At 59.0% G+C, this 21,899-nt stretch carries 21 protein-coding genes and 1 tRNA gene; 17 read left to right on the top strand and 5 right to left on the bottom strand.

Annotation, left to right across the window (positions count from 1 at the left end):
- Nucleotides 1-3 precede the first annotated feature (3 nt).
- From ADH66_RS02800 to ADH66_RS02790, 3 genes are all read left to right on the top strand, one after another.
- Entirely contained in the window at nucleotides 4-1,374 is a 1,371-nt protein-coding gene (locus ADH66_RS02800; RefSeq protein WP_066535929.1) for an MATE family efflux transporter, read from the top strand.
- Complete coding sequence (locus ADH66_RS02795; RefSeq protein WP_066535931.1) at nucleotides 1,361-2,299, top strand: DMT family transporter; 939 nt, start codon at nucleotides 1,361-1,363, stop codon at nucleotides 2,297-2,299. The genes ADH66_RS02800 and ADH66_RS02795 overlap by 14 nt, the downstream gene beginning before the upstream one ends.
- Nucleotides 2,300-2,411: 112 nt before the next feature.
- Nucleotides 2,412-2,852, top strand: a complete 441-nt coding sequence (locus ADH66_RS02790; RefSeq protein WP_407922907.1) for an HIT family protein — start codon at nucleotides 2,412-2,414, stop codon at nucleotides 2,850-2,852.
- A gap of 81 nt (nucleotides 2,853-2,933) precedes the next feature.
- On the opposite strand, the gene ADH66_RS02785 is transcribed toward ADH66_RS02790, so the two are convergent.
- Nucleotides 2,934-3,569: a hypothetical protein gene (locus ADH66_RS02785; RefSeq protein ID WP_207653024.1), complete on the bottom strand. Its 636-nt coding sequence runs from the start codon at nucleotides 3,567-3,569 to the stop codon at nucleotides 2,934-2,936.
- Between the two features lie 518 nt (nucleotides 3,570-4,087).
- Here ADH66_RS02785 and ADH66_RS02780 point away from each other — a divergent pair.
- From ADH66_RS02780 to ADH66_RS02725, 12 genes are all read left to right on the top strand, one after another.
- A complete protein-coding gene (locus tag ADH66_RS02780; protein ID WP_066535941.1) occupies nucleotides 4,088-5,458 on the top strand; it encodes a TrpB-like pyridoxal phosphate-dependent enzyme in 1,371 nt (456 codons plus the stop codon).
- Between the two features lie 4 nt (nucleotides 5,459-5,462).
- Nucleotides 5,463-5,768: a hypothetical protein gene (locus ADH66_RS02775; protein ID WP_066535947.1), complete on the top strand. Its 306-nt coding sequence runs from the start codon at nucleotides 5,463-5,465 to the stop codon at nucleotides 5,766-5,768.
- A gap of 284 nt (nucleotides 5,769-6,052) precedes the next feature.
- Nucleotides 6,053-8,647, top strand: coding sequence for an S-layer homology domain-containing protein (locus ADH66_RS02770; RefSeq protein ID WP_084384273.1), 2,595 nt, complete (start codon nucleotides 6,053-6,055; stop codon nucleotides 8,645-8,647).
- A 207-nt stretch (nucleotides 8,648-8,854) separates the two neighbouring features.
- Nucleotides 8,855-9,085 (top strand): DUF3343 domain-containing protein, encoded by a 231-nt coding sequence (locus ADH66_RS02765; protein ID WP_236757166.1) that lies wholly within the window; start codon nucleotides 8,855-8,857, stop codon nucleotides 9,083-9,085.
- Nucleotides 9,082-10,230, top strand: coding sequence for an aminotransferase class V-fold PLP-dependent enzyme (locus ADH66_RS02760; protein ID WP_236757165.1), 1,149 nt, complete (start codon nucleotides 9,082-9,084; stop codon nucleotides 10,228-10,230). The genes ADH66_RS02765 and ADH66_RS02760 overlap by 4 nt, the downstream gene beginning before the upstream one ends.
- A 172-nt stretch (nucleotides 10,231-10,402) precedes the next feature.
- Nucleotides 10,403-11,296 (top strand): diadenylate cyclase CdaA, encoded by an 894-nt coding sequence (gene cdaA / locus ADH66_RS02755; RefSeq protein WP_066535953.1) that lies wholly within the window; start codon nucleotides 10,403-10,405, stop codon nucleotides 11,294-11,296.
- Nucleotides 11,297-11,301: 5 nt separating this feature from the next.
- Nucleotides 11,302-12,738 carry a CdaR family protein gene (locus tag ADH66_RS02750; protein ID WP_066535956.1) on the top strand — a complete coding sequence of 479 codons (1,437 nt, stop codon included), beginning with the start codon at nucleotides 11,302-11,304 and terminating at the stop codon, nucleotides 12,736-12,738.
- Nucleotides 12,739-12,755: 17 nt separating this feature from the next.
- The gene (locus tag ADH66_RS02745) at nucleotides 12,756-12,941 is read left to right on the top strand and encodes a DUF951 domain-containing protein (protein ID WP_066535958.1); all 186 of its coding nucleotides are present in this window, start codon (nucleotides 12,756-12,758) and stop codon (nucleotides 12,939-12,941) included.
- A gap of 1 nt (nucleotide 12,942) precedes the next feature.
- Nucleotides 12,943-13,275 (top strand): putative quinol monooxygenase, encoded by a 333-nt coding sequence (locus ADH66_RS02740; protein WP_066535961.1) that lies wholly within the window; start codon nucleotides 12,943-12,945, stop codon nucleotides 13,273-13,275.
- 9 nt (nucleotides 13,276-13,284) lie between these two features.
- Entirely contained in the window at nucleotides 13,285-14,352 is a 1,068-nt protein-coding gene (gene prfA / locus ADH66_RS02735; protein WP_066535963.1) for a peptide chain release factor 1, read from the top strand.
- Nucleotides 14,349-15,968, top strand: a complete 1,620-nt coding sequence (locus tag ADH66_RS21460; RefSeq protein WP_066535965.1) for an L-threonylcarbamoyladenylate synthase — start codon at nucleotides 14,349-14,351, stop codon at nucleotides 15,966-15,968. Before prfA ends, ADH66_RS21460 begins: the two co-directional genes overlap by 4 nt.
- On the top strand, nucleotides 15,965-16,537 hold the full coding sequence (locus ADH66_RS02725) for a lytic transglycosylase domain-containing protein (RefSeq protein WP_066535968.1): 573 nt from the start codon (nucleotides 15,965-15,967) through the stop codon (nucleotides 16,535-16,537). The genes ADH66_RS21460 and ADH66_RS02725 overlap by 4 nt, the downstream gene beginning before the upstream one ends.
- A 7-nt stretch (nucleotides 16,538-16,544) precedes the next feature.
- On the opposite strand, the gene ADH66_RS02720 is transcribed toward ADH66_RS02725, so the two are convergent.
- Nucleotides 16,545-16,931, bottom strand: coding sequence for a hypothetical protein (locus tag ADH66_RS02720; RefSeq protein WP_066535969.1), 387 nt, complete (start codon nucleotides 16,929-16,931; stop codon nucleotides 16,545-16,547).
- 179 nt (nucleotides 16,932-17,110) lie between these two features.
- On the opposite strand from ADH66_RS02720, the gene ADH66_RS02715 reads away from it, so the two are divergent.
- Nucleotides 17,111-17,186, top strand: a tRNA-Thr gene (locus ADH66_RS02715).
- 313 nt (nucleotides 17,187-17,499) lie between these two features.
- Here the strand turns inward: ADH66_RS02715 and ADH66_RS02710 are convergent.
- The gene (locus ADH66_RS02710) at nucleotides 17,500-18,708 is read right to left on the bottom strand and encodes an acetate/propionate family kinase (RefSeq protein WP_066535971.1); all 1,209 of its coding nucleotides are present in this window, start codon (nucleotides 18,706-18,708) and stop codon (nucleotides 17,500-17,502) included.
- A gap of 123 nt (nucleotides 18,709-18,831) precedes the next feature.
- On the opposite strand from ADH66_RS02710, the gene ADH66_RS02705 reads away from it, so the two are divergent.
- Nucleotides 18,832-20,007 (top strand): tRNA(Met) cytidine acetate ligase, encoded by a 1,176-nt coding sequence (locus tag ADH66_RS02705; protein WP_066535974.1) that lies wholly within the window; start codon nucleotides 18,832-18,834, stop codon nucleotides 20,005-20,007.
- Here the strand turns inward: ADH66_RS02705 and ADH66_RS02700 are convergent.
- Together ADH66_RS02700 and ADH66_RS02695 are read right to left on the bottom strand one after the other, a co-directional pair.
- Complete coding sequence (locus tag ADH66_RS02700; RefSeq protein ID WP_257789559.1) at nucleotides 20,004-21,329, bottom strand: RsmB/NOP family class I SAM-dependent RNA methyltransferase; 1,326 nt, start codon at nucleotides 21,327-21,329, stop codon at nucleotides 20,004-20,006. The genes ADH66_RS02705 and ADH66_RS02700 overlap by 4 nt on opposite strands.
- A gap of 9 nt (nucleotides 21,330-21,338) precedes the next feature.
- The gene (locus ADH66_RS02695; protein WP_066535983.1) at nucleotides 21,339-21,875 is read right to left on the bottom strand and encodes a GNAT family N-acetyltransferase; all 537 of its coding nucleotides are present in this window, start codon (nucleotides 21,873-21,875) and stop codon (nucleotides 21,339-21,341) included.
- Between the last annotated feature and the right edge of the window lie 24 nt (nucleotides 21,876-21,899).

Here is a 21,899-nt window from a genome sequence, read left to right as displayed (position 1 = left end):
TGGATGAGGGTTTTTACAAGGGACCGTTCCTTTTACAGGACGCTGATAGCGTTGGCAATACCCATATCCTTACAGAACCTTATCACCTTCGCGGTGGGGTTCGCGGACAACCTGATGATAGGGCGGCTGGGTGACAACGCCATCTCCGGGGTGTATGTGGGCGGCCAGGTGCAGACAGTGGTGCAGATGTTCATCGGCGGCGTTGAGGGAGCCATCCTGATACTTGCCGCCCAGTATTGGGGCAAGAAGGACACCGAGAGCATACGCCGTGTGGTGAGCATCGGCGTGAAGCTGGCGGCGATGGTGGGGGCTGTGTTCAGCCTTGTGACGGTGCTGTTCCCGGGGCCTATCATCGGCCTTTTCACCAAGGAGCCCGGGGTCATAGCCGAGGGCACTGTGTATTTACAGATAGTGGGCTTTACGTACCTGTTCTTCAGCGTGTCCCAGGTGATGATAGCCTCCATGCGCAGCGTGGAAACGGCCAAGATAGGGCTTTACATATCCATAATGGCCCTTATAGTTAACGTGGGACTCAACTATATACTTATCTTCGGCAAGCTGGGCTTACCTGCCCTGGGGGTGAAGGGCGCGGCCATAGCCACGCTTATCTCCCGGGTGCTGGAGATGAGCGTCAGCGTGGGGTATGTGTTCTTTGCCGACAAGAAGCTCAGGCTATCTGTCAGGGACCTCCTGCACACGGACAGGCAGCTCCTGCGGGACTTTATAAAGTACGGTCTGCCCATAATCGGGGGGCAGGTGGTCTGGTCGGTGAACATGCTGGCCAATACCAAGATAATGGGCGTTTACAGCGCGGGGGTCATGGCCGCGGTGAGCATCACCGGTATGCTCCATAACCTTATCTATGTATGGATGAACGGCTTGAGCTCGGCGGTGGGGGTCATCACCGGCAAGACCGTGGGCGCCGGAAAGTACGAGACAATGAAGGAGTACGCGCGCACAGTGCAGGTCATCTTCCTTTTGGTGGGGGTGCTCTCCGGGGGGATAGTGTTCCTGGCCCGGGACGGCTTCGTGGGCTTGTACGACGTGACCCCAGAAGCCCTCTCCTACTCGAGGGAGTTCATCAACGTGATATCCGTCACCATAATCGGCACCTGCTATCAGGCGGCGTGCCTGTTCGGGCTGGTAAAGTCCGGGGGGGATATCAGTTTCGTGTTTAAGAACGACACCATCTTCGTGTTCCTGGTGGTGCTGCCGTCGGCCATCATATGCCAGTGGCTGGCTGCCCCGGCGTGGGTGGTCTTCGCGGCGTTAAAATGCGACCAGATACTCAAGTGCTTTGTGGCGGTAGTGAAGATTAACCGCTTTAACTGGATGAAGAATCTGACGAGGGAGAGTGCGGATGGACAGACGTAATTTGACACATGGGGGTATGCTGGCCCTGGCGGCGTTCATATGGGGCACGGCTTTTGTGGCGCAGAGCCTGGGTATGGAGCATATTGGTCCCTGTGCCTTTAACGGAGCCAGGAGCTTTGTGGGGTGCCTTGTGCTGCTGCCGGTGATAGCCGCGGGAAAGAAGCTGCGCGAAGCAGGACGCGGTGCAGGTGCGTTAGGCACCTGCCAGGGTGCGGGGCAGAGCCCTGCGACCTTGTGGCGCGGCGGAGCCGCGTGCGGCATACTGCTGGCAGGCGCAAGCCTGCTCCAACAGGCCAGCCTGCAGTACACAACTGCCGGCAAGGCCGGCTTCCTAACCTCCCTATACATCGTAATAGTTCCTGTCCTTGGAATTTTCCTAGGCCGCAAGGCAGGCGGCAAAATCTGGGCCGCCGTAGTCCTTGCCCTTATAGGAGCCTACCTTCTAAGTGTAGCGGGCGGCGGCGAGGGTTTCTCCATAGGAATCGGGGAGATACTTGTGCTCATATGCTCGGTAATATTCTCTCTGCACATCATGGTGATAGACCGCGTCTCCCCCAAGGTGGACGGCGTGCAGCTCTCGTGCATACAGTTCCTTGTGGCCGGCATCGTGTCGGTGATATTCGCCGTCATACTGGAGCGTGACAGCTTTACTTTAAGCGGCCTTCTGGCCTCCTGGGGCCCGCTGCTATACGTGGGCATACTCTCCAGCGGCGTGGCCTACACCCTACAGATCGTGGGTCAGGCGGGGCTTAACCCGGCGGTGGCGTCGCTTATCATGAGCCTTGAGTCGGTCTTTGCCGCCATATCCGGCTGGCTGATACTGTCACAGCCCCTTTCCACCCGTGAGCTTATAGGCTGCGGGCTGGTCTTTGCCGGGGTGGTGCTGGCGCAGCTGCCGGGGAGAAGGAAAGCTGAAAAGGCCTAAGCATGAAAAAAGCGAAGGAAAGGTACTGCATAAAAAAGCAGTTTTTCTTATAGCTTTATTTTGTAGAAACGGCGGGACTCTATTTATGTGTCTGATCTGTGATAGAATTGAAATGATTAAAAAAGGAAATAATCCTTATTTTGTCAAAGAGCTTGAAACCGGTTATGTGGTTGTGGGTGATTTTCAGCATTTCAAGGGATATACTTTGTTTTTATGCAAACAGCATAGAACAGAGCTGTTCCATCTTGACAAAGATTATAAGTTAAAATTCTTAGAAGAAATGTCGATTGTAACGGAGGCCGTATATAGGGCTTTTGGTGCGAATAAAATGAACTGTGAGCTTCTCGGAAACGGGGACTCCCATCTTCACTGGCATCTCTTTCCAAGGTATAACGGTGATCTTGAAGGTTATGAGTGCGGGAAAAAATCTGGTCCCGTATGGTGGTATCCGATAGAAAAAATGAACTCGCCCGAGGCAAGGCCCTCAGAGGAGGAGCTCGACAAAATGAAAAAAGCGCTATTATGTGAACTCGACAAACTATTAGCATTATAGCGGGCCTTGGAGGTTAGTAAAACACAAGCCTTGGAGCACTTCCCTTACGGAGTGTGCCTCAAGGCTTGTGTTTACTTTTGCTTACTTTTCGGCTCCGTCCTGTTCCTCCCGGGCCGGGGCCTCGGTATTGTCAGCCTTCGTCACCGTGCGGGTCGTGCCGCCGGAGACGTATACCCGCCCGCACTCGGGGCAGATGTCCGTGTGCAGGGCCACCGTCTGACTGACCACCTTGCGGTCCTCCCTCTGGGCCTTTGCCTGCTCGTGGGCCACGTGCTCCAGCTCGTGACCGCGCACGGCGGCGGGGGCGTAGTCCGCGTCGATATGGGTGGGGGTCTGGTAGGAAACGCTGGAGTCGTCGGAGCCGTCCTGATACTTGCGCTCCTTGCAGGTCTGGCACTCGCCCTCCTCTGCGGCCTTTTGCGCGCTGTCCGCGCCCAGGCCCGGGAGCTCCAGTTCCCCCTCCTCCCCTATATTGCCGCTGCCGGGGAACTCCACCACCTTCTCCCCTGGGTACTGCACCCGCATACGCGCGGCCTGCTCGGCGGGGTAGGCCTGTGGCAGCACCGTGCCCGGGACCGTGTCCTGCCAGGGCAGGGTTACCCTGCCCCCCGCCTCGGAATAGACCGGTGGCGCGGGGCGCACCGGGGTGACGGGGGTTTCGGGCATGGCCTGACGCTGGGCGCGGCTGACCAGGCGGTAGTTGTATATGCTTGACACATTTCCCATAGGCATTGACCTTGAGACCGGGCTTATCATACCCACCATACTTAAACACCTCTGTAAGCGTGATATATATTAATAATATTATAGCCTAATTTCTGTACAAGTACAAGTGCCAAAGAAGAAATTTTCGATTTCCCCTTGACAATCCCGCTTCACTGTGATAAAATATGACAAACCGATGAGAAAGTGTGAGTAGGCGGCTTTGGACACCCTACAGAGAGCGGCGCAAAGGTGGAAGCGCTGCGGGAATGTCAGGCAGGCTGAATGGGCTTTCGAGGGCGAACCGAAAGAGCGGGACGGCTTTTAGAAGGAGCTGAACAGCTTTAGTAGGCGAGACGGAGGGGCGCTCCGTTATAAAGGGCGGCGCATAGATATCGTGCGCAAGGAGAGGGCGTTCTGTTTTTGAGCGTCAAGCCGGGTGGCACCGCAGGAATTTTCCCTGTCCCAGCAAACTATTGCCGGGACAGTTTTTTTGTGTCCCGGACACAATACCATCGAAAGGATGAAGTAAAATGAGCGAAAACAAGATCCCCTACAAGATCTATCTGGAGGAAAGCGAGATGCCCAAGTCCTGGTACAACCTGCGGGCGGACATGAAGAATAAGCCCGCGCCCCTTCTGAACCCTGGCACCTTGCAGCCCATGACGGCGGAGGAACTTTCCGGGGTGTTCTGTGAGGAGCTGGTAAAACAGGAGCTGGACAACGACACCCCGTACTTTGAGATACCCACGGAGATAAGGGACTTCTACAAGATGTACCGCCCCTCCCCCCTGGTGCGGGCCTACTGCCTGGAGGAGAAGCTGGGGACCCCGGCGAAGATATACTATAAGTTCGAGGGCAACAACACCTCCGGCTCTCACAAGCTGAACTCCGCCATCGCCCAGGCCTACTACGCCAAGAACCAGGGCCTCAAGGGCGTGACCACCGAGACCGGCGCGGGCCAGTGGGGCACGGCCCTCAGTATGGCCTGCTCCTACCTGGGGCTGGACTGCAAGGTGTACATGGTAAAGTGCTCCTATGAGCAGAAGCCCTTTAGGCGGGAGGTCATGAAGGTCTACGGCGCGGACGTTACCCCCTCCCCCTCCGATACCACCAAGGTGGGACGGAGGATACTTGAGGAGTTCCCCGGCACCGGCGGCTCCCTGGGCTGCGCCATCAGCGAGGCGGTGGAGGTTGCCACCTCTACCGAGGGCTACAGGTACGTGCTGGGCTCCGTTTTGAACCAGGTGCTGCTGCACCAGTCCGTCATAGGCCTTGAGACCAAGACGGCCATGGACAAGTACGGCATAACGCCCGACGTGATAATCGGCTGTGCCGGGGGCGGCAGCAACCTGGGCGGACTTATCTCCCCCTTTATGGGCGAGAAGCTCCGTGGCGAACGGGACTACCGCATCATAGCCGTAGAGCCCGCCAGCTGCCCGAGCTTTACGAGGGGCGAGTACCGCTATGACTTCTGCGACACGGGCATGGTCTGCCCCCTTGCCAAGATGTACACCCTTGGCAGCAGCTTCATCCCCAGCGCCGACCACGCGGGTGGCCTGCGTTTCCACGGCATGAGCTCAGTCCTCAGCCAGCTTTACGCCGACGGCCTGATGGAGGCCGTGTCCGTGAAGCAGACCGACGTGTTCAAGGCCGCCGAGGAGTTTGCAAGGGTAGAGGGCATCCTGCCCGCGCCGGAGAGCAGCCACGCAATTTTAGCTGCCGTGAACGAGGCGTTAAAGTGCAAGGAAACCGGCGAGGAGAAGACCATACTCTTTGGCCTTACCGGCACCGGGTACTTTGATCTGGTGGCCTATGAGAAGTTCCATAAGGGCGAGATGGTGAATACCATACCAACCGACGAGGACATCAGGAAGTCCCTTGACAGACTGCCGAAGGTGTGATTATATGGCGGACACGGGGAAGATCCTCCTTGACCATTTTCTGAGCGAAAGGGAAAAGGATACCTTTATCCCGGAGCTGTCCCTTGTGGCGCTGGACAGGGCAAGGACCATGGGTTACAGCGCTGTGTTCCTGGGAGGGGACCCGAAGCTTTACGGAAGGTTCGGCTTTGAGCCCTCATATAAATACGGTATAAACCACGTAAAAGGCATCGGGAACAGGGCCTATGCCGACGGCTGTCTGGTCTGTGAGCTGCGGCCCGGGGCCCTTGACGGAGTATCGGGGACCACCTCGTACTATGCCGGGGAATAGGCCAAAAAAGGGCAAAAACGTGCTAAAAGGCGCGGCTTTCTCCAAGATTTTCTTACATTTTTATTAAATCGTAATATGTAGTGGACAAAAACCGGCGGGGCTACCAAATGCCCGCCGGTTTCCCCTGCTTTTCGACTGTTTTCGACCCCCCGCAAGCCCCGTTATACCTTGAAAAACCTGGGATTTGGGCAAAAAAGATTGCAATTTTGTAACCTTTCTGTTATAATTGAGCCTGTCAGGGGTCTTGCGACCCGGTCAACTTTTTCTGGAGGTACATTTTCAATATGCGAATACGATGGATGAAGCTGCTGACAGCCTTGTTTATGGCAGTGCTGATGGCTGTTCTCCCCATATACGCTGTGGCGGAAGAGGGAGCGGAACCCATAACCGGGCAGCAGCAGGAAAACGGCGAAGCCCAGCCCGATCACTCGGGGGAGGAGCCGGAGGAACCGATAATGAAAGAGGAGGACAAAGAAGAGGAGAATGAAGAAGAGGAGGACGCCGACGGACCCGCCCCGGAGGAGTCCGACGACGAAGAGTACATAGCTCCCCAGGCCCCCAGAGCGGCCCTTGCCAAGCTCAGGACCGGCGGCCACGAGCCGTATATGAACGGCTTTTCAGACGGGCGCTTTAAGCCCAACGCCACTATAACCCGGGCCGAGGTGGCCCAGGTCATGTATAACCTGCTGGAGACAAAGCCGGAGGGCGCCTCCGCCAGCTTCTCCGACGTTTCCAGCCGCTACTGGGCCTATCCGGCCATTGCGGCCATGAGCACCCTTAATGTGATGACCGGCACGGACGGCAGGTTCCGGCCCGGCGAGCCCATAACCAGGGCGGAATTTGTGGTGGTGCTCAGCAGGTGCTTTGATCTGGAGAAGGGCAGCGCCTCCTTCCCCGACGTGCCCGATACCCACTGGGCCTATGAGGCCATAGCCGCTGTACAGCAGAAGGGCTGGATAGCCGGCTACAGCAACGGCAACTTTGGGCCCGATGACAATTTGCAGCGCTGCCAGGTGGCCAGGATTATGAACAGCGCCCTGGAGCGCCGGGACGACAGTTTTGCCGCCAACAGCGATAAACAGAAGTTTACGGACGTGCCCAAGTCCCACTGGGCCTTTAAGGAGATAGCCGAGGCCGCCGAGCCCGTGGAGCAGCCCGACCCGCCCACACCGCCGGATCCGCCGGCGCCCGGCGGAATCCAGGTGGGTTCTATAGTACAGGTCAACTCGGACAACGGACTGAACGTGCGTAAGGCCCCGGTGGACGGTGCTATTATCACCGCCGTACCAAACGGGACTTTGCTCACGGTGACCGACATAAGCAAGTCCCCCTGGCTGGGGATAAGGACGCAGAGCGGCGTCACCGGCTTCGTTCTTGGGGACTATGTTAAGCTCTATACCGGCGGAAACAGCGGCACCCAGAGCGGCTCCCTGTCCGCCTCCAGCCTTAGTATGCGCCAGTATATGAGCGCGCGCCTGGACGCCACTGCCGGCAGCAATGTGAAGGCCATGAAGTGGACCAGCTCAAATGACAGTGTGGCGAGAGTTGGCTATACCATCAACTACAGCGGCACCAAACAGAGCGCCATAGTGTACGCGGGAAGCCCGGGCACGGCAGTGCTTACATACTCCGACGGCGCGGGCAACAAAAAGGGCACCTGCACGGTGACGGTCACGGCTGCGGAGCCGATAAGGTTTGCCTATCCCTCTGAGAGCATTGTACAGAAGGGCAGGAGCTTTGACCTTATCGCCATTACCGACAGCGGCAGGGACGGGGTGCGCTTCGATATCGCCGGGGGCCCGGAGAGCGGCAGCTATACCACTACCTCCTATACCTCGGAGAGCAACGCGTCGGAGCATGGCCTGCCCACAAACAGCACCAAGGTGTTCAAAAAGAACGTGACCTTTAATAACGCCGGGACCTATACCATAAGGGCCTATTCCAGCAAGGGCGGCTCCTATTCCAGCGAATACGCTGAATTCACCGTGCAGGTGAAGAACTCTGTCAGCTATACCGAGGCCACAAGCGAGACCCGCAGACTCAGCAGCCTGGGCATGAGAGAGATAAAGAACTTCGAGGGCGTTGTCCACGAGGTGGAGGACGACCGGCTGGTGGCCGGGAACCCCACGGTGGGCTGCGGCTATGTGGTGGCACACGCCAACGACACCTTCTACAATAACCTTACGGACACCGAGGCCTACGCGCTGCTGGTGGAGAAGGCTGACGAGGGGGTCTACGCCCGGGCGGTGGAGAACTTCCGCAAAAAGCACAATATCAAAATGAGCCAGGCACAGTTCGACGCGCTGGTAAGCTGGGTATACAACGTGGGCACCGGCTATATAGGCCAGGATGAGAGCGACGCCGCCAACATGATACTGAACATGGTGGCGCCGCCCAACGCCTCGGCCTCCAACCCGGTATCGGGCGTTGTGAACACCGGCTCCAGCGACAACCCCGCCGTACTGTACGCCTTCACCACCTCCACAAGCAGGAAGCTGGGCACCGTGCCCAGAGGGGCCTCCCTGAAAATCGTTGACGTGCGGGTGGTCCGCACCGACATGAAGCAGGAGGTCTGGTATAAGACCAGCTATAACGGCAAGACCGGCTGGGTGGGCTCCGGGTATGTGAAGCTCAGCGGCAGCCGCCAGGTGGACCTTACCTATGCCGACTCCACCTCCCTTGCCACGGAGCTGCTGCTCTGGCACATAGCCGGGGGCGCGGTGACGCCCGGGCTTGTGTACCGCAGGCTGGCCGAATGCAAGATGTTCTTCTTCGGCAACTATAACGAGGGCAATTCCGCCGCCGCGGGGGCGGCGTATAGGACCAACACTTATGGGTTTGTCTACCCCGAACGCTGCGCGTATCTTGACCGCAGGTAAATACTCCCCTTTGGGGTATGCTTTATTGGGTAATCTAAATATATAATAAAAACCATAATCACCGTTTATATAGCAAAAGACCCCTGATAAATCAGGGGTCTTTTTTGTTGGACCAGCCGTCACCACCCGGCCCGGCCCGGCATATGATAACGTATAGCAAAGCCCCCAAAGGCTGGCTTTGCTATAGTATTAAAAACTGAGGTGATCATGATGGGCAAGCCTGTTATCCTGCTGAGCTCCGTCACCTATGCAATGAAGGGCCGCGACCTGCTCCTGCGTCAGGGTCTCCGGGCCTATGTGGAACGCATCCCCCCGAGCAATACCTCCGGCTGCGGCTATGGGTTATATGTGCCCCGGGGCGCGGAGGAGGCACAGCGGATACTCAGCGAAAACGGGATAAAGATATTGGGCCGCCTTGAACAGGAGACAGCCCTATGAACGGTAATATGATATATTTGGACAACTCAGCCACCACCTACCCTAAGCCCCAAAGCGTCGTACAGGCCATGGGCCAGGCGGTGGTGCGCTACGGCGCGAACCCGGGCCGGGGAGGGTTCGCGATGAGCGTGCTCACGGGCCAGGCGGTATACCAGTGCCGAAGGGACGTGGCCGCGCTGTTCGGGGCCCCCGGGCCCGAATGCGTGGTCTTTGGGGCGAACTGTACAGGAGCTCTGAACCTGGTGATAAAGGGGACCCTTTCAGCCGGGGACCACGTGGTGGTCTCGGACCTGGAGCATAACGCCGTTATGCGGCCCCTGGAGGCGCTGAAATCGAAGGGCGTCGCCTACTCTGTGGCGAAGGTCGTCCCCGGCGACAACGACGCTACCCTGGACGCCTTCAGGCAGGCAATGAACCCAAAGACAAAGCTTTTGGTCTGTACCCAGGCTTCAAACGTGTTCGGGGTCCGTGTGCCGGTGGAGCGTCTTGCCGCCCTCTGCCACCAGTACGACGCGAAGATATGTGTAGACGCGGCCCAGTCCGCCGGGGTGGTGCCTATAAACATCACGGAAAGCGGCATAGACTATCTGTGCTGCGCTGGGCATAAGGGGCTGTACGGCCCCATGGGCGTTGGGATACTGGTACTGCGGAACCCCGGGGACAAGTTGGGGACCCTGATAGAGGGCGGCACGGGCACCCAGTCCAAAAGCCTTCTGCAGCCCGACGACCCGCCGGAGCGGTACGAGGCGGGGACCATAAACGTGCCGGGGATCATAGGACTATGGGCCGGGGTAAGATTTGTGTCCGGGAAGGGGCCTGAGAACATCTACCGGGAGGAGATGGGCAAGGCGGCCTACCTGCACCGGGCGCTGTCGGGTATAAAAAAGGTAAGGCTCTATACCTCGGAGCCCAAGGCTCCCTGGTATGTGCCGGTGGTGTCCTTCAACGTGGGGGATATTCCCAGCGAGGAGGTGGGCGCGCGCCTGGCAGGGCGGGGCATTGCCGTGCGCTGCGGGCTGCACTGCGCCCCCTGCGCCCACCAGAAATTCGGGACAGAGGAAAACGGCACGGTGCGGGCCTCGGTGTCCGTGTTCACAAGACGGCAGGAGCTGGACGCCCTTGCCATGGCCGTTTCAAAGATGTAATGGGTTTAATCGTAAACTATGCAAACCCCGGGGCTGTAGCTGCTGCTGCAGCCCCATCTTTATTAAAGAACTGTAAAACTTAGGCCCCTTCTGACAAAAAAGCCTTTTCTTTAACCATAGGTTGTGATAGAATAGATAAGGTATAAATCAAGGAAGCGAGGAACTGGAACATATGGGAACCTTCATCGACACTGTCACCCGGACGGGAGGGACCGTGCTGGACCTTCTAAGGCGGTTTTCATTTAAGGACGCTATTGACGTGGCTATAGTCACCCTGCTGCTGTACGCGCTTATAAAGCTGGTGCGGGACACCCGGGCCGGACAGCTGGTGAAGGGTATAATCCTCCTGGTGGCGCTGTACCTTCTGTCCTTCTACGGGGACCTGCTGATGTTAAACAGCATACTAAGGGCGTTTTTGCAGTCCACCGTCATAATGGTGGTGATACTGTTCCAGCCGGAGATACGCAAGGCCCTGGAGCAGGTGGGCCACAGCAAGGCCGTCCAGTCCATCACCAGTAACCTTGGGGGCAAGAGCCGGGACGGCGCTGAGACCCGGGCGGCTATAGAGGGGGTCGTGGAGGCCACGGCCATTTTACAGCAGCTGAGAATGGGGGCGCTTATCGTCTTCGAGCGGCAGACAAAGCTCGGGGAGATAATCTCCACCGGCACCCTGGTGGACGCGGGTCCCTCGGGCCAGCTTATAGCGAACATATTTTTCAATAAGGCCCCCCTGCACGACGGGGGCATGATAATCCGGGGCGGCCGGGTGTGCGCGGCCGGGTGCATACTGCCCCTTACCGCCAGCGACAGCGTTTCGGCGGAGCTTGGCACCCGGCACCGGGCCGCCATAGGCATGAGCGAAAACTCGGACGCGGTGGTGGTGGTGGTCTCTGAGGAGACCGGGCAGATATCCATCGCCGTGGGAGGAAAACTCACAAGGAACTATAACCGGGTCACCCTCTCAGAGACCCTCTTCGCGGAGCTTATCGGTGCAGAGGGTGTCGCCCAGGGCAATGGCCTCCTTGGCCGACTGGGACTTAATAAAGGTAAAAAAGAGGGGAGGTAAGGGCTGTGAACACAAGAAAAAATACCGAGGAGCAGGACCGGGGGCCGGAGCGTCAGCAAAAGCGCCGCTTCAGGCTCTCGGGGCTCATATACCACAACAGCTTCGTGCTGGCCTGCTCTTTTATAGCGGCGCTGGTGGGCTGGTTCATCACCGCCGCGGGCAGCAGCGATTTGAACCGCACGGTCTACGACGTACCCATAGAGTTCACCCTCTCCCCCGAGGCCCAGGCCGACGGGCTTAGGGTCTGGGGTTCCAGCTATCAGACGGTGGATATAGAGGTTTCGGGCAGCAATATGATAACCTCTAAGCTCTCGGCGGAGGATTTCGAGGTCACAGCGGCCCTTAACCCCACCTCCACCAAGCTCACCGGCAATACCACCCAGAAGGCCTCGGCCCAGGTGCGCGTGGCAAAGAAGTCCACCTATTCCGACTATGAGGTGGTCTCCATGAGCCCCGAGGAGATCACCCTGGAGTACGACCGCTATAAGGAGGTGGCCCTCAACGTAGAGCCCCAGATAAGCTTCACCGTGGGCACAGGATTCTATCCGGGCACGCCGGTGCTCTCTGAGGAGAAGGTCACCATCAGCGGGCCTGAGTCCTCGGTGAACAAGATAAGCAGGGCGGCGGTGGTGTACAATATAGACAGTCCCCTCCGAGAGAACGAGGAGCTCACCTGCCCGGTGCGGCTATACGACCAGGACGGCCTGGAGGTCAAGGACACGGCGGGGATGTACCTCACCATGGACGTGGACACGGTGCAGGTAACCGTGCCCGTATACCCAAAGAAGACCGTGCCGGTGGTGGTCACTCTGGCCCACAGGCCCGCCCAGTTCTCCGACAGCCGCATTACCGTGGAGCCCGAGAGCATCGATCTGGCCGGCTCCGCCGAGGCTCTGGGGAGCGTCTCCGAGATACGTATGGACAACGTGATGGACTTTGCCGAGCTGGACCTGAGCCACGGCACGGTGACAAGGAGCTTTGAGATACCCATACCCCAGAACACCAGGGACATCACCAACACCGGCACAAACACCATCAGCCAGGTGACGGTGACCATCAACCTTAACGGCTACCGGCAGCAGACGGTAACCGTGCCCGAGGACAATATCCAGGTGATAAACGGCCCCACAGGCGAGCTTGCGGCCCTGCCCATTGCCAAGACCCTGGACGTGGCGGTGGCCGGACCCGAAGCCCACGTGAACAAGCTTACCGGGGATTCTGTAATGGTGCAGGTGGATATGAGCAACGTGACGGCCAGCTCCGGCAGCGTGGACGTGCCGGTTACCGTGAGCATACCGGGCTCGGCGGGAGAGGCCTGCTGGGTCATCGGCAGCTATACCATGGCCGTGACCATCGGCAGCGCCCAGGAGGCCATAGCCCAGAACGAGCCCGCCCCCAAGAACTTCTCCGGGGGCCTGGCGGCCACGCCGCCCTCTGATTAGGGAGGCGGCGGAATAGTATGGACGTACAGGTGGGCGACCGCTTACAGATGAAGAAGAACCACCCCTGCGGCAGCCGGGAGTTCCTGGTGCTGCGGGCAGGGATGGATTTTAAGCTCAGATGCACAGGCTGCGGCCGGGAGGTCATGGTCTCAAGGCGCAAGATAGAGAAGAATATAAAGAAGATAATCCGGGAAGGTGAATAGAGTGGCGATTACTGTCAATATATACTATACGGGCAAGGACGGCAGCGCCGGGGAGTTCGCTAGGGAGATGACAGAAACTGGCGTTGTGGACCGTATCCGCACCGAGGAGGGAAACCTCAGGTATGAGTATTTCATACCCGTGGACGACCCCGGGACAGTGCTCCTCATCGACAGCTGGCGGGATCAGGCGGCCATAGACGCTCACCACGCCACGCCAATGATGGACGAGATAACCCGGCTTCGGGAAAAATACGACCTGCATATGCGGGTGGAGCGCTATGTAACCGACGAGGGCGGCGTGCCCGAGAGGGACGCGGCGTTCCTGCGGGAGTGAGGAAAATCGATGTTTGAGAATTTGCAGGTGTTCGAGAACCGCTATGAGGAGCTTTCGGAAAAGCTCTATGACCCGGAGAGTGCCGGGGACCCCGCCCTCTTTACCGCCCTTATGAAGGAGAGCCGGGAGCTGGAGCCAATAGTTACGGCGTACCGGGAGTATAGGCAGTGCGAAGGGGCCATAGAGGACGCAAAGGAGCTGCTGGAGTCCTCTGACAAGGAGCTTCGGGAGCTGGCTCAGCAGGAGCTTCGGGAGAATACCCAGCGGGCCGGGGAGCTTTCCGAGGAGATAAAGCTGCTGCTGCTCCCCAAAGACCCCAACGACGAAAAGAACGTAATAGTGGAGATACGCGGCGGCACCGGCGGTGAGGAGGCGGCGCTGTTTGCCTATGACCTCTATAGGATGTACACCGCCTATGCCGAGGGCCGTGGCTGGCGCACGGAGATAGTCTCCCTTAACGAGACGGAGCTGGGGGGCTTTAAGGAGGTCAGCTTTCTTATCGACGGCCAGGGGGCCTATAGCAGGCTGAAGTTTGAGAGTGGGGCCCACCGGGTCCAGAGGGTGCCCGAAACCGAGACCCAGGGCCGGATACACACCTCCGCCGCCACGGTGGCGGTGCTGCCGGAGGCGGAGGAGGTAGAGATAGACATCGACCCCAAGGACCTGCAGATAGACACCTTCCGCTCCAGCGGAGCCGGGGGCCAGCACATCAACAAGACCTCCTCGGCCATACGCATCACCCACCTGCCCACAGGGATGGTGGTGGAGTGCCAGGACGAGCGAAGCCAGTATAAGAATAAGGACAAAGCCATGAAGGTATTAAGAGCCCGGCTCCTAAACCGCGAACAGGAGAAACAGAGCAGCGAGGTGGCTGAGGCCCGCCGCTCCCAAGTGGGCAGCGGGGACCGCTCCGAGCGCATACGCACCTATAACTTCCCCCAGTCCCGGGTGACGGATCATCGGATAGGCCTGACCCTCTATAAGTTGGAGGAGGTGCTGGCCGGTGGGTTGGACGCTCTTATCGACCCCCTAATCGCCGCCGACCGGGCCGAAAAGCTGCGGGAGAGCGTATCATGATAACGGAGATACTGCGCGACAGCCAGGGGGGCTTCGCCCGGGCCGGCGAGATACTGCGGGCCGGGGGCTTAGTTGCCATACCCACCGAGACGGTATACGGCCTTGCGGCCAACGCCCTGGACCCCGAGGCCGTTAAGGGGATTTTTAAGGCCAAGGGCAGGCCCGGGGACAACCCGCTGATAGTGCACATCACAGAGGTCAGCCAGTGGGCCCCGCTGGTGAGCTCCCTGCCCGGGAGAGCTCTGAAGCTGGCGGAGAGGTGCTGGCCCGGCCCCCTGACCATAATACTGCCAAAGTCGCCGCTGGTGCCATACGAGACCAGCGGCGGGCTTGATACCGTGGCTGTGCGCTGTCCGTCACACCCGGCGGCGAGAGCCGTTATAAACGCGGCAGGCGTGCCTCTGGCTGCGCCCTCGGCAAATATTTCAGGACGGCCCAGCCCCACCACCTTCGCCCATACCTATGAGGACCTCTCGGGCCTGGTGGACGCGGTGCTGGACGGCGGCGACTGCCAGGTGGGGGTAGAGTCCACGGTGGTGTCCCTCTGCGGGGATGTGCCCAGGCTCCTGCGGCCCGGCGGGGTCACAGAGGGGCAGCTTCGCTCCGTCTTGGGGGAGCTTGAGGTAGACCCTGCCGTTATAGGGGAGCTTAAGCCCGGAGAGCCCGCCCGGTCCCCGGGGATGAAGTATAAGCACTACGCCCCCAGGGCCCGGATAGAGGTGATTGACGGCTCGCCTGAGGAATATATAGAGTATGTAAACAGCCTCGGGGAAACACAGGGCACATACGCCCTGTGCTTTGACGAGACGGCGGCAGAGGTGAAAATGCCCGCCCTAGCCTATGGGCCCCGCTATGACCGGGAGACCCAGGCAAGGCGGCTGTTTTACGCTTTGCACCGTCTGGATGAGTTAGGGGCCAAAAGGGCCCTCGCCCAGCTGCCAGGCAGGACGGGGGTAGGCCTTGCCGTGTACAACCGGCTGGCCCGAGCCGCCGGGTTCTGTATTGAAAAGCTGCCGGGACCCATGATAGTGGGTCTGGTAGGGCCCAGCGGCGCGGGAAAATCCACCGTGGCGGCAGAACTTGTAAATCGGGGTTTCCAGTTGATAGACTGCGACGGACTGACCCGGCGCGACGACGTATACGACGCGGACTGTATAGAAAAGCTTTGCAGGGCCTTCGGGTCAGAGGTGGCCCCGATGGGTAAGCTGGACCGGCGGGAACTGGCGGCGCGGGCCTTCCGGGACCCGGAGGGCGTGGAGCTCTTGGGCGAGATAACCTTCCCCCCCATTCTCCGGGCGGTCCGGCGGGAGCTAAAGAGCCTGAAAGACTCTGGACTTTCCGGCCCGATGCTTTTGGACGCGCCCACCCTGTTCGAGGCGGGTCTTGACAGGATATGCCGGAAGATACTCGCCGTGACCGCCCCGGAGGCCATAAGGCTGCGGCGGGTTCTGGAGCGGGACGGACTTACCCGGGAGCGGGCGCTGGAGAGGTTTCGGTCCCAGCAGCCCGAGGGCTTCTATGCCGCGCGGGCGGACTATATAGTTGACAACGGCGGCGGTACCTTAGAGCCCCAAATAGAGCGGATATGCGCAGAGCTGAAGGGGGCAGTCGGATGAAAAGAAGAAGGAAATGGCTGTTGCCGGTGATGGCGGCGTTGGCGGTCCTGGCCGTGGCCGCAGCGCTGAACGCCCCAAAAATAAGCGGCTGGGCGCTCCGTCAGATGTACCCCTGCCGGTTTAGCGAGACGGTGGGCAGGGAGGCGGAGGAATTCGGCCTGCCCCCGGAGCTGGTCTATGCCGTCATAAAGGCGGAGAGCGGCTTTGACCCCAATGCCCGCTCCAGGGCAGGGGCTATGGGGCTTATGCAGCTGACCGAGGAGACCTTCCTTTGGATGGCAGAGGAGCATCCGCCGGAGAACGGTGGCCTGGACAGATATGACGTAGACGACAACGTGCACTGCGGCTGCGCCCTTCTAAGGCGGCTTTTAGACCACTATGCCGCGCCGGAGGTGGCCCTCGCCGCCTACAATGCCGGGATTGGCAATGTTGACCGATGGCTTATGGAGCCGGAGCACTCCAATGATGGGCGCACCTTAAAAAGTATACCCTTCCCGGAGACGGCAGCCTATGTGAAGAAGGTCACAAAGAACTGGCAGGTCTACGAGAAGCTTTATTCAGATGTGTGAGCAGGGCTTATCCCAAGCCGTCAGGCTCTGCAAATTCAACCACTTCCTCCTGGAGGGTCTGTTCCGGGGCCAGCAGCTTCATCAGGCGTATCAGGCCGATGGTAAGGCTTGCGGAACCCAGGGTCTGGTCACATGGGTCAGATAACTCCCCGGCCTGACGGTTAAAGCCCATCAGGGCCCATACGGACAGTAGGGAAGCTGAAAGCTGCAACTGCTCCACCCCCTGGACCCGCGCCCCCAGCAGCCGGCAGCGCTCCAGCTCCAGAGAGCGCATCTGCATAATGACGCCCAGAAGTATGGCCGAAAGGAGCCTGTGGGATTCGTCCAAGAGCCTCAGCACATCCTCCGAGCCCGCCTGGGGCGATGGCGCCCATAACGAGCTTTCCTGCTTCATGGTCTTGTCCCCCTTTCATAATATAGTAAACGCAACTTGAAAATCGGAAATAATGATTTTCAAGTGCGTTTGCTATATTCCTCTTATACAGGATATGCCGGGCGGAGAAAAATGTGACAGCAGGGTAAGATTTGGCTTGACGTATGCCACAAAAGGGTGTATAATATGATATGTTTGGTGCTGGATTAGCTCATTCGGTAGAGCACATCACTCGTAATGATGAGGTGGTCGGTTCGATTCCGACATCCAGCTCCATAAGACGTTGGCTCCGCCAAGTCTAACCCCCTAGAAATCATAAGGTTTCTGGGGGTTATTTTTTATCACTGTTCTGGCGTATATCAAGAAGCCCATATGCTCCAAAAGTATCATTTTGCCTATTCCCCATTTTCGGCATGAAATCCCCCGGTATAGGCAGTATGATTCTTTCCATGTACCGCCCACTCCGTATACCAGTAACCATGCCCCAAACCAAGACAAAAGCGCCCACCCCACGCGGACGCTCCTGTCAAAACTCACCTAAATATTCAATTACCCCTATTGAGGGTTCGCGCGGCCGGCTGGCACCGGCTCACTGCCCCTCGACCAACGCCTTCGTGTCCCTGGCTATCACCAGTTCCTCGTTGGTGGGTATGACGTAAACTTGTATCTTGCTGTCGGGGGTGGATATTTTCCCCTCCTTGCCAAGGATGGTCTCCTCGTTGAGCTTCTCGTCCAGCTTCACGCCCAGGAACTCCAGGTATTTCCCGATTTCCCAGCGGTGCATCCACTGGTTCTCGCCCACGCCCGCCGTGAATACCATGGCGTCGCAGCCGCCCAGGGCCACCATATAGCCGCCGATAAACTTCGATATCTGATACTCCAGAATGTCGTGGGCCAGCTTCGCCCTCTCGTTCCCGGCCTTGCGGGCGGCGGTGACATCCCTATCGTCGCTGGACACGCCGGAAATGCCCAGAAGCCCGGATTTCTTGTTCATTATCTGGTCCATCTCCGCGGGAGACAGCTGTTCCTTCTCCATTATGAAGGTGACCACCGAGGGGTCAAGGGTTCCTGTGCGCCCGCCCATCATGAAGCCGTCAAGAGGAGTCAGGCCCATGCTGGTGTCGATGACCTTGCCGCCGTCCACGGCTGTTATAGAGGAGCCGTTGCCCAAATGGCAGGTGATTATCTTCAGGTCCTTTATGTCCCTGCCCATAAGCTCTGCGCAGCGCGCGCTTACATAGCGGTGGGAGGTGCCGTGGGCCCCGTAGCGCCGCACGGCGTACTTCTCGTAATACTCGTAGGGGACGTTGTACATATAGGCCTTCGGGGGCATGGTGGCGTGGAAGGAGGTGTCGAAGACCACCGCCTCGGGGACCTCCTCGCCGAACAGGTTCCGGCAGGCCTTGATGCCTTGTACATGGGCTCCGTTATGTAGGGGGGCAAGTGGAATAAGACTCTCGATATCCGCTATCACCTTGTCGTCCACAAGGCAGGACTGGTGGAAGATGGCCCCGCCCTGGACCACCCTGTGGCCTATGGCAGACACCTCACTGAGGTGCTTTATAACGCCCTTCTCCGGGTCCAGCAGCGCGTCCTTCACCTGGGTAAAGGCGGCGGTGTGATCAGGCATGTCCACGTCCTTATGCAGCTCCCTGCCATCGGCGGTCTTGTGGGTAAAGATGCCCCCGTCAAGGCCTATGCGCTCGCAGTTGCCCTTGCAGAGCATCTTTTCCCCGTCCATATCGATAAGCTGATATTTGAGCGAGGAGCTGCCCGCATTGATTACAAGAATTTTCATATCTCTCTTTCCTTTCAGACAATAATTTCGTATAATAGATACAGTTAAGACCTTCAACCATATTATCTGCGCATATCACATTATACTATACAATATTGAAAAATTCAAGGAGTTTTACAGAAAATGCCACAGAAAAATGCCCTTTCTGCCATTATTTGCGAGTTCGACCCCCTGCACTACGGCCATAGGCTCCTTTTAGAGCGGGCCCGGGCCTTCGGGAACCCGGTGGTATGCGTCATGAGCGGCAATTTTGTCCAGCGGGGGGGCCCCTCTATGCTGGACAAGTGGGAGCGCGCCCGGCTGGCCCTTTTAAACGGCGCGGACCTAGTGGTGGAGCTGCCCCTCAGCTGGGCCTGCGCCGGGGCGGAGCGGTTCGCCGGGGGTGGCGTGGCTCTGGCCGCCGCCCTGGGAGCCGGACCGCTGTGCTTTGGCAGCGAGGTCCCTGACATAGATCTGTTGCAAAGGATAGCGGAGGCCCTGCTCTCAGAGGAGTTCTCCCAGGCCCTCGGGGAAGGCCCCCCAAACCTAGGCTTTGCCGCCCGGCGGCAGCTGGCCATAGAGAAGCTGCTGGGCAGTGAAGCTGGCTTTGCCCTGTCCAGACCAAACGCAAACCTGGGCATAGAATACTGCAAGGCCATACTGTGCCAGGGCGCGGCCCTTGAGCCCACCGCCATAAAGCGGGAGGGCGCTGGGCATGATGAAGCTGGGGGAGAAAGCGGCCCCCTCTCCGGCAGCGAGATAAGGCGGCGGGCCCTCTCCGGCGGGGACCTTCACGGCCTTGTGCCCGAGAGCACCCTTCGGTGCGTTGAAGCCGCCCGGCGGGAGGGGCGGCTGGCGGATATCGCGTATCTTGAGCGGGCAATTCTCTCAAGGCTGCGGGCCATGCCGAAGGAGGAACTCGCCGCCCTGCCGGACCTCTCCGAGGGTATCGAGCACCGGCTGTTCCGGGCCGCGGGACAGGCCCGCTCCTTAGAAGAGTTGTACGTCCTCACAAAGGTCAAGCGGGTCTCCCACGCCCGTGTGCGCCGGCTGGTCCTCTGGGCGTTCCTGGGGGTAAGGGCGCCCCTTATGGGGCTGCCGCCTTATCTTAGGGCCCTGGGCGGCACAAAAAAGGGCCTTGAGCTTCTTAAAGCCTCCCGCCTGCCGGTGGTGGTCAGAAGCTCGGATATCGGTCGGCTTTCCCACGGGGCCCAGGATATTTTCAGGCTGGAGGCCCTTGCGGACGACCTCTATGCCCTTGCCGCGCCCACAATACAGCCCACGGGCCGGGACTATACAGAGGGGTTTATAAGGCTCTAGCCCCGGTTCCTGAGCCCCTTGGGATAGCGGTTCTTCAGCCGTCCTCCAGAGGCCTTGCCAAAGCCGGTGACAACGCCGTTCACGCACACCGCCGTATACCCGCCGCCCTCACAGTCCAGCTCCTCGCCGCGAAGGTACGCCAGTATCTCCGGGCCGTCTATGGGTAGTTCCAGGGTGTTCCGGCAGGGCCCATGGCACATGAACGCGCCGTGTAAAGGCTCAAGCCGGTCCTTTCTCACCTCAAAGAGCTCCACCCCGGCCCGGAGCACCCCCAGCCCCGAAAGCTCCGGCAGCTTCTCTGGCAGAAGGAATATTTTGTCCCCTGCTCGGGCCAGCCCCAGGCCGCTTTTATCGCCGGGAAAGAGCTCCTCCAGAAGCCTCTGAGCCTGGGCCGCAAGCCCCCCCTTTAGGAGATCCCTATACTCCCCGGCCCTGCATATATTCTCCCCCACGCGCCTAAAGCGGGCCACAAAGTGACCCTCGCCCCCCTCCATGGGATATATCCGCCGGCCAAGCCCGCCGGCCATATCCTCCCGTCCAAACTCATGGGGTATCCTCTCAGCTATAAATTCCGGGTGGGCCGAAAGGAAGCATTTAACGGTCCCCTCGTTCTCCTCATAGGAGAAGGTACAGGTGGAGTAGACCAGCACTCCGCCCTCCTTTACGGTCAGGGCCGCCTGGTCGAGAATGGCAAGCTGGCGCTTGGCGCAGGCCCTCACCCCCTCCGGGGACCACTCCTCTATGGTCCGGGGCTCCCTTCTAAACATACCCTCCCCGGAGCAGGGCGCGTCCACCAGCACCCGGTCAAAGTAACCCGCAAGCCCCGGGCAGAGCCGCTGGGGGTAGGCGCAGGAAACCACGGCGTTCACGGCCCCCATGCGCTCCAGGTTCGACAGCAGCGCCCCAGCCCGCTGCCTTACCGGCTCATTGGCCCAGAGCAGCCCTTTGCCCTCCATAGCCCCGGCTATCTGGGTGGCCTTGCCCCCCGGGGCGGCGCAGAGGTCCAAAATGCGCTCCCCGGGCTTTGGGTCCAGGGCTGTCACCGCCGAGGAGGCCGAGGGCTCCTGTGAATAGAACATCCCGGCGTGGTGGGCCGGGAGCCTGCCAAAGCCGCCCTCATAGTCCGCGTAGAAGGAAAATCTTGAAAAGGGAGAAGCTGTCAGCATAAAGGGCAGACTTTCTTTTAGCAAACCCACGCCGCACTTCAATGTATTCAGCCGCACGCCCCGGTATGCCGGGCGGCCATAGCAGTCTAAAAAGTCCGGGAACTCGGACCCGAGCTGAGTTTTCATCCTGCTGAGGAATTCTTCGGGCAGGGACATCATACCACCTCAGTTCAAAAATTCGTGCTCCATAATGCTCATATAGAGCTTGTCCACATATCTGCCGTCCTTATATACCCACTCCCGCAGCCGCCCGTCCTCGCGGAAACCGGCTTTTTTATAGCAGGCTATCCCCGCGTGGTTATCCGCGTGGACCGAGAGCATAATATTGTGCAGGTTCAGCGTCTTAAAACCGTATTCCAGTACCAGCCCTATGGCCTCCCGGCCATAGCCCCTGCCACGATGCTTCTCATCGCCGATAAAAATGCCCAAAAAGGCGTTGCGGTTAAGGTGGTCGATATTGTGTATGCTTATGCTGCCTATCAGCTCATCGTCTTCTGTAAGCACTATTGCATACCGCTGCATATGCGCCGGGGGCTCATATATCCACTTTAAATCGTCTTTGGAGGATATTGTATTTCCATACTCGCCAAAGGGCTCCGCCACTGCTCTGTCGTTCATCCACTTGATAAAGCTGTCGGTCTCCCTTGGGTCTATTGGCGCGAGGTATATATTTTTACCCATCATCTTTTTATAATAACTCATTTGACGCCCTCCGTCAAAATTAAA

It is taken from the genome of Acutalibacter muris (genome assembly GCF_002201475.1).
Lineage (GTDB): Bacteria > Bacillota > Clostridia > Oscillospirales > Acutalibacteraceae > Acutalibacter > Acutalibacter muris.
This window is presented reverse-complemented; position numbering and strand designations above follow the sequence as displayed.

Coding starts and splice junctions, on each gene's coding strand:
- ADH66_RS02710 (WP_066535971.1), bottom strand. CDS start 18,708: ATGAAAATTCTTGTAATCAATGCGGGCAGCTCCTCGCTCAAATATCAG.
- ADH66_RS02760 (WP_236757165.1), top strand. CDS start 9,082: ATGAACGGTAATATGATATATTTGGACAACTCAGCCACCACCTACCCT.
- ADH66_RS02790 (WP_407922907.1), top strand. CDS start 2,412: ATGATTAAAAAAGGAAATAATCCTTATTTTGTCAAAGAGCTTGAAACC.
- ADH66_RS02780 (WP_066535941.1), top strand. CDS start 4,088: ATGAGCGAAAACAAGATCCCCTACAAGATCTATCTGGAGGAAAGCGAG.
- ADH66_RS21460 (WP_066535965.1), top strand. CDS start 14,349: ATGATAACGGAGATACTGCGCGACAGCCAGGGGGGCTTCGCCCGGGCC.
- ADH66_RS02745 (WP_066535958.1), top strand. CDS start 12,756: ATGGACGTACAGGTGGGCGACCGCTTACAGATGAAGAAGAACCACCCC.
- ADH66_RS02795 (WP_066535931.1), top strand. CDS start 1,361: ATGGACAGACGTAATTTGACACATGGGGGTATGCTGGCCCTGGCGGCG.
- ADH66_RS02775 (WP_066535947.1), top strand. CDS start 5,463: ATGGCGGACACGGGGAAGATCCTCCTTGACCATTTTCTGAGCGAAAGG.
- ADH66_RS02695 (WP_066535983.1), bottom strand. CDS start 21,875: ATGAGTTATTATAAAAAGATGATGGGTAAAAATATATACCTCGCGCCA.
- ADH66_RS02705 (WP_066535974.1), top strand. CDS start 18,832: ATGCCACAGAAAAATGCCCTTTCTGCCATTATTTGCGAGTTCGACCCC.
- ADH66_RS02700 (WP_257789559.1), bottom strand. CDS start 21,329: ATGTCCCTGCCCGAAGAATTCCTCAGCAGGATGAAAACTCAGCTCGGG.
- ADH66_RS02800 (WP_066535929.1), top strand. CDS start 4: ATGAGGGTTTTTACAAGGGACCGTTCCTTTTACAGGACGCTGATAGCG.
- ADH66_RS02720 (WP_066535969.1), bottom strand. CDS start 16,931: ATGAAGCAGGAAAGCTCGTTATGGGCGCCATCGCCCCAGGCGGGCTCG.
- ADH66_RS02765 (WP_236757166.1), top strand. CDS start 8,855: ATGATGGGCAAGCCTGTTATCCTGCTGAGCTCCGTCACCTATGCAATG.
- prfA (WP_066535963.1), top strand. CDS start 13,285: ATGTTTGAGAATTTGCAGGTGTTCGAGAACCGCTATGAGGAGCTTTCG.
- ADH66_RS02770 (WP_084384273.1), top strand. CDS start 6,053: ATGCGAATACGATGGATGAAGCTGCTGACAGCCTTGTTTATGGCAGTG.
- cdaA (WP_066535953.1), top strand. CDS start 10,403: ATGGGAACCTTCATCGACACTGTCACCCGGACGGGAGGGACCGTGCTG.
- ADH66_RS02725 (WP_066535968.1), top strand. CDS start 15,965: ATGAAAAGAAGAAGGAAATGGCTGTTGCCGGTGATGGCGGCGTTGGCG.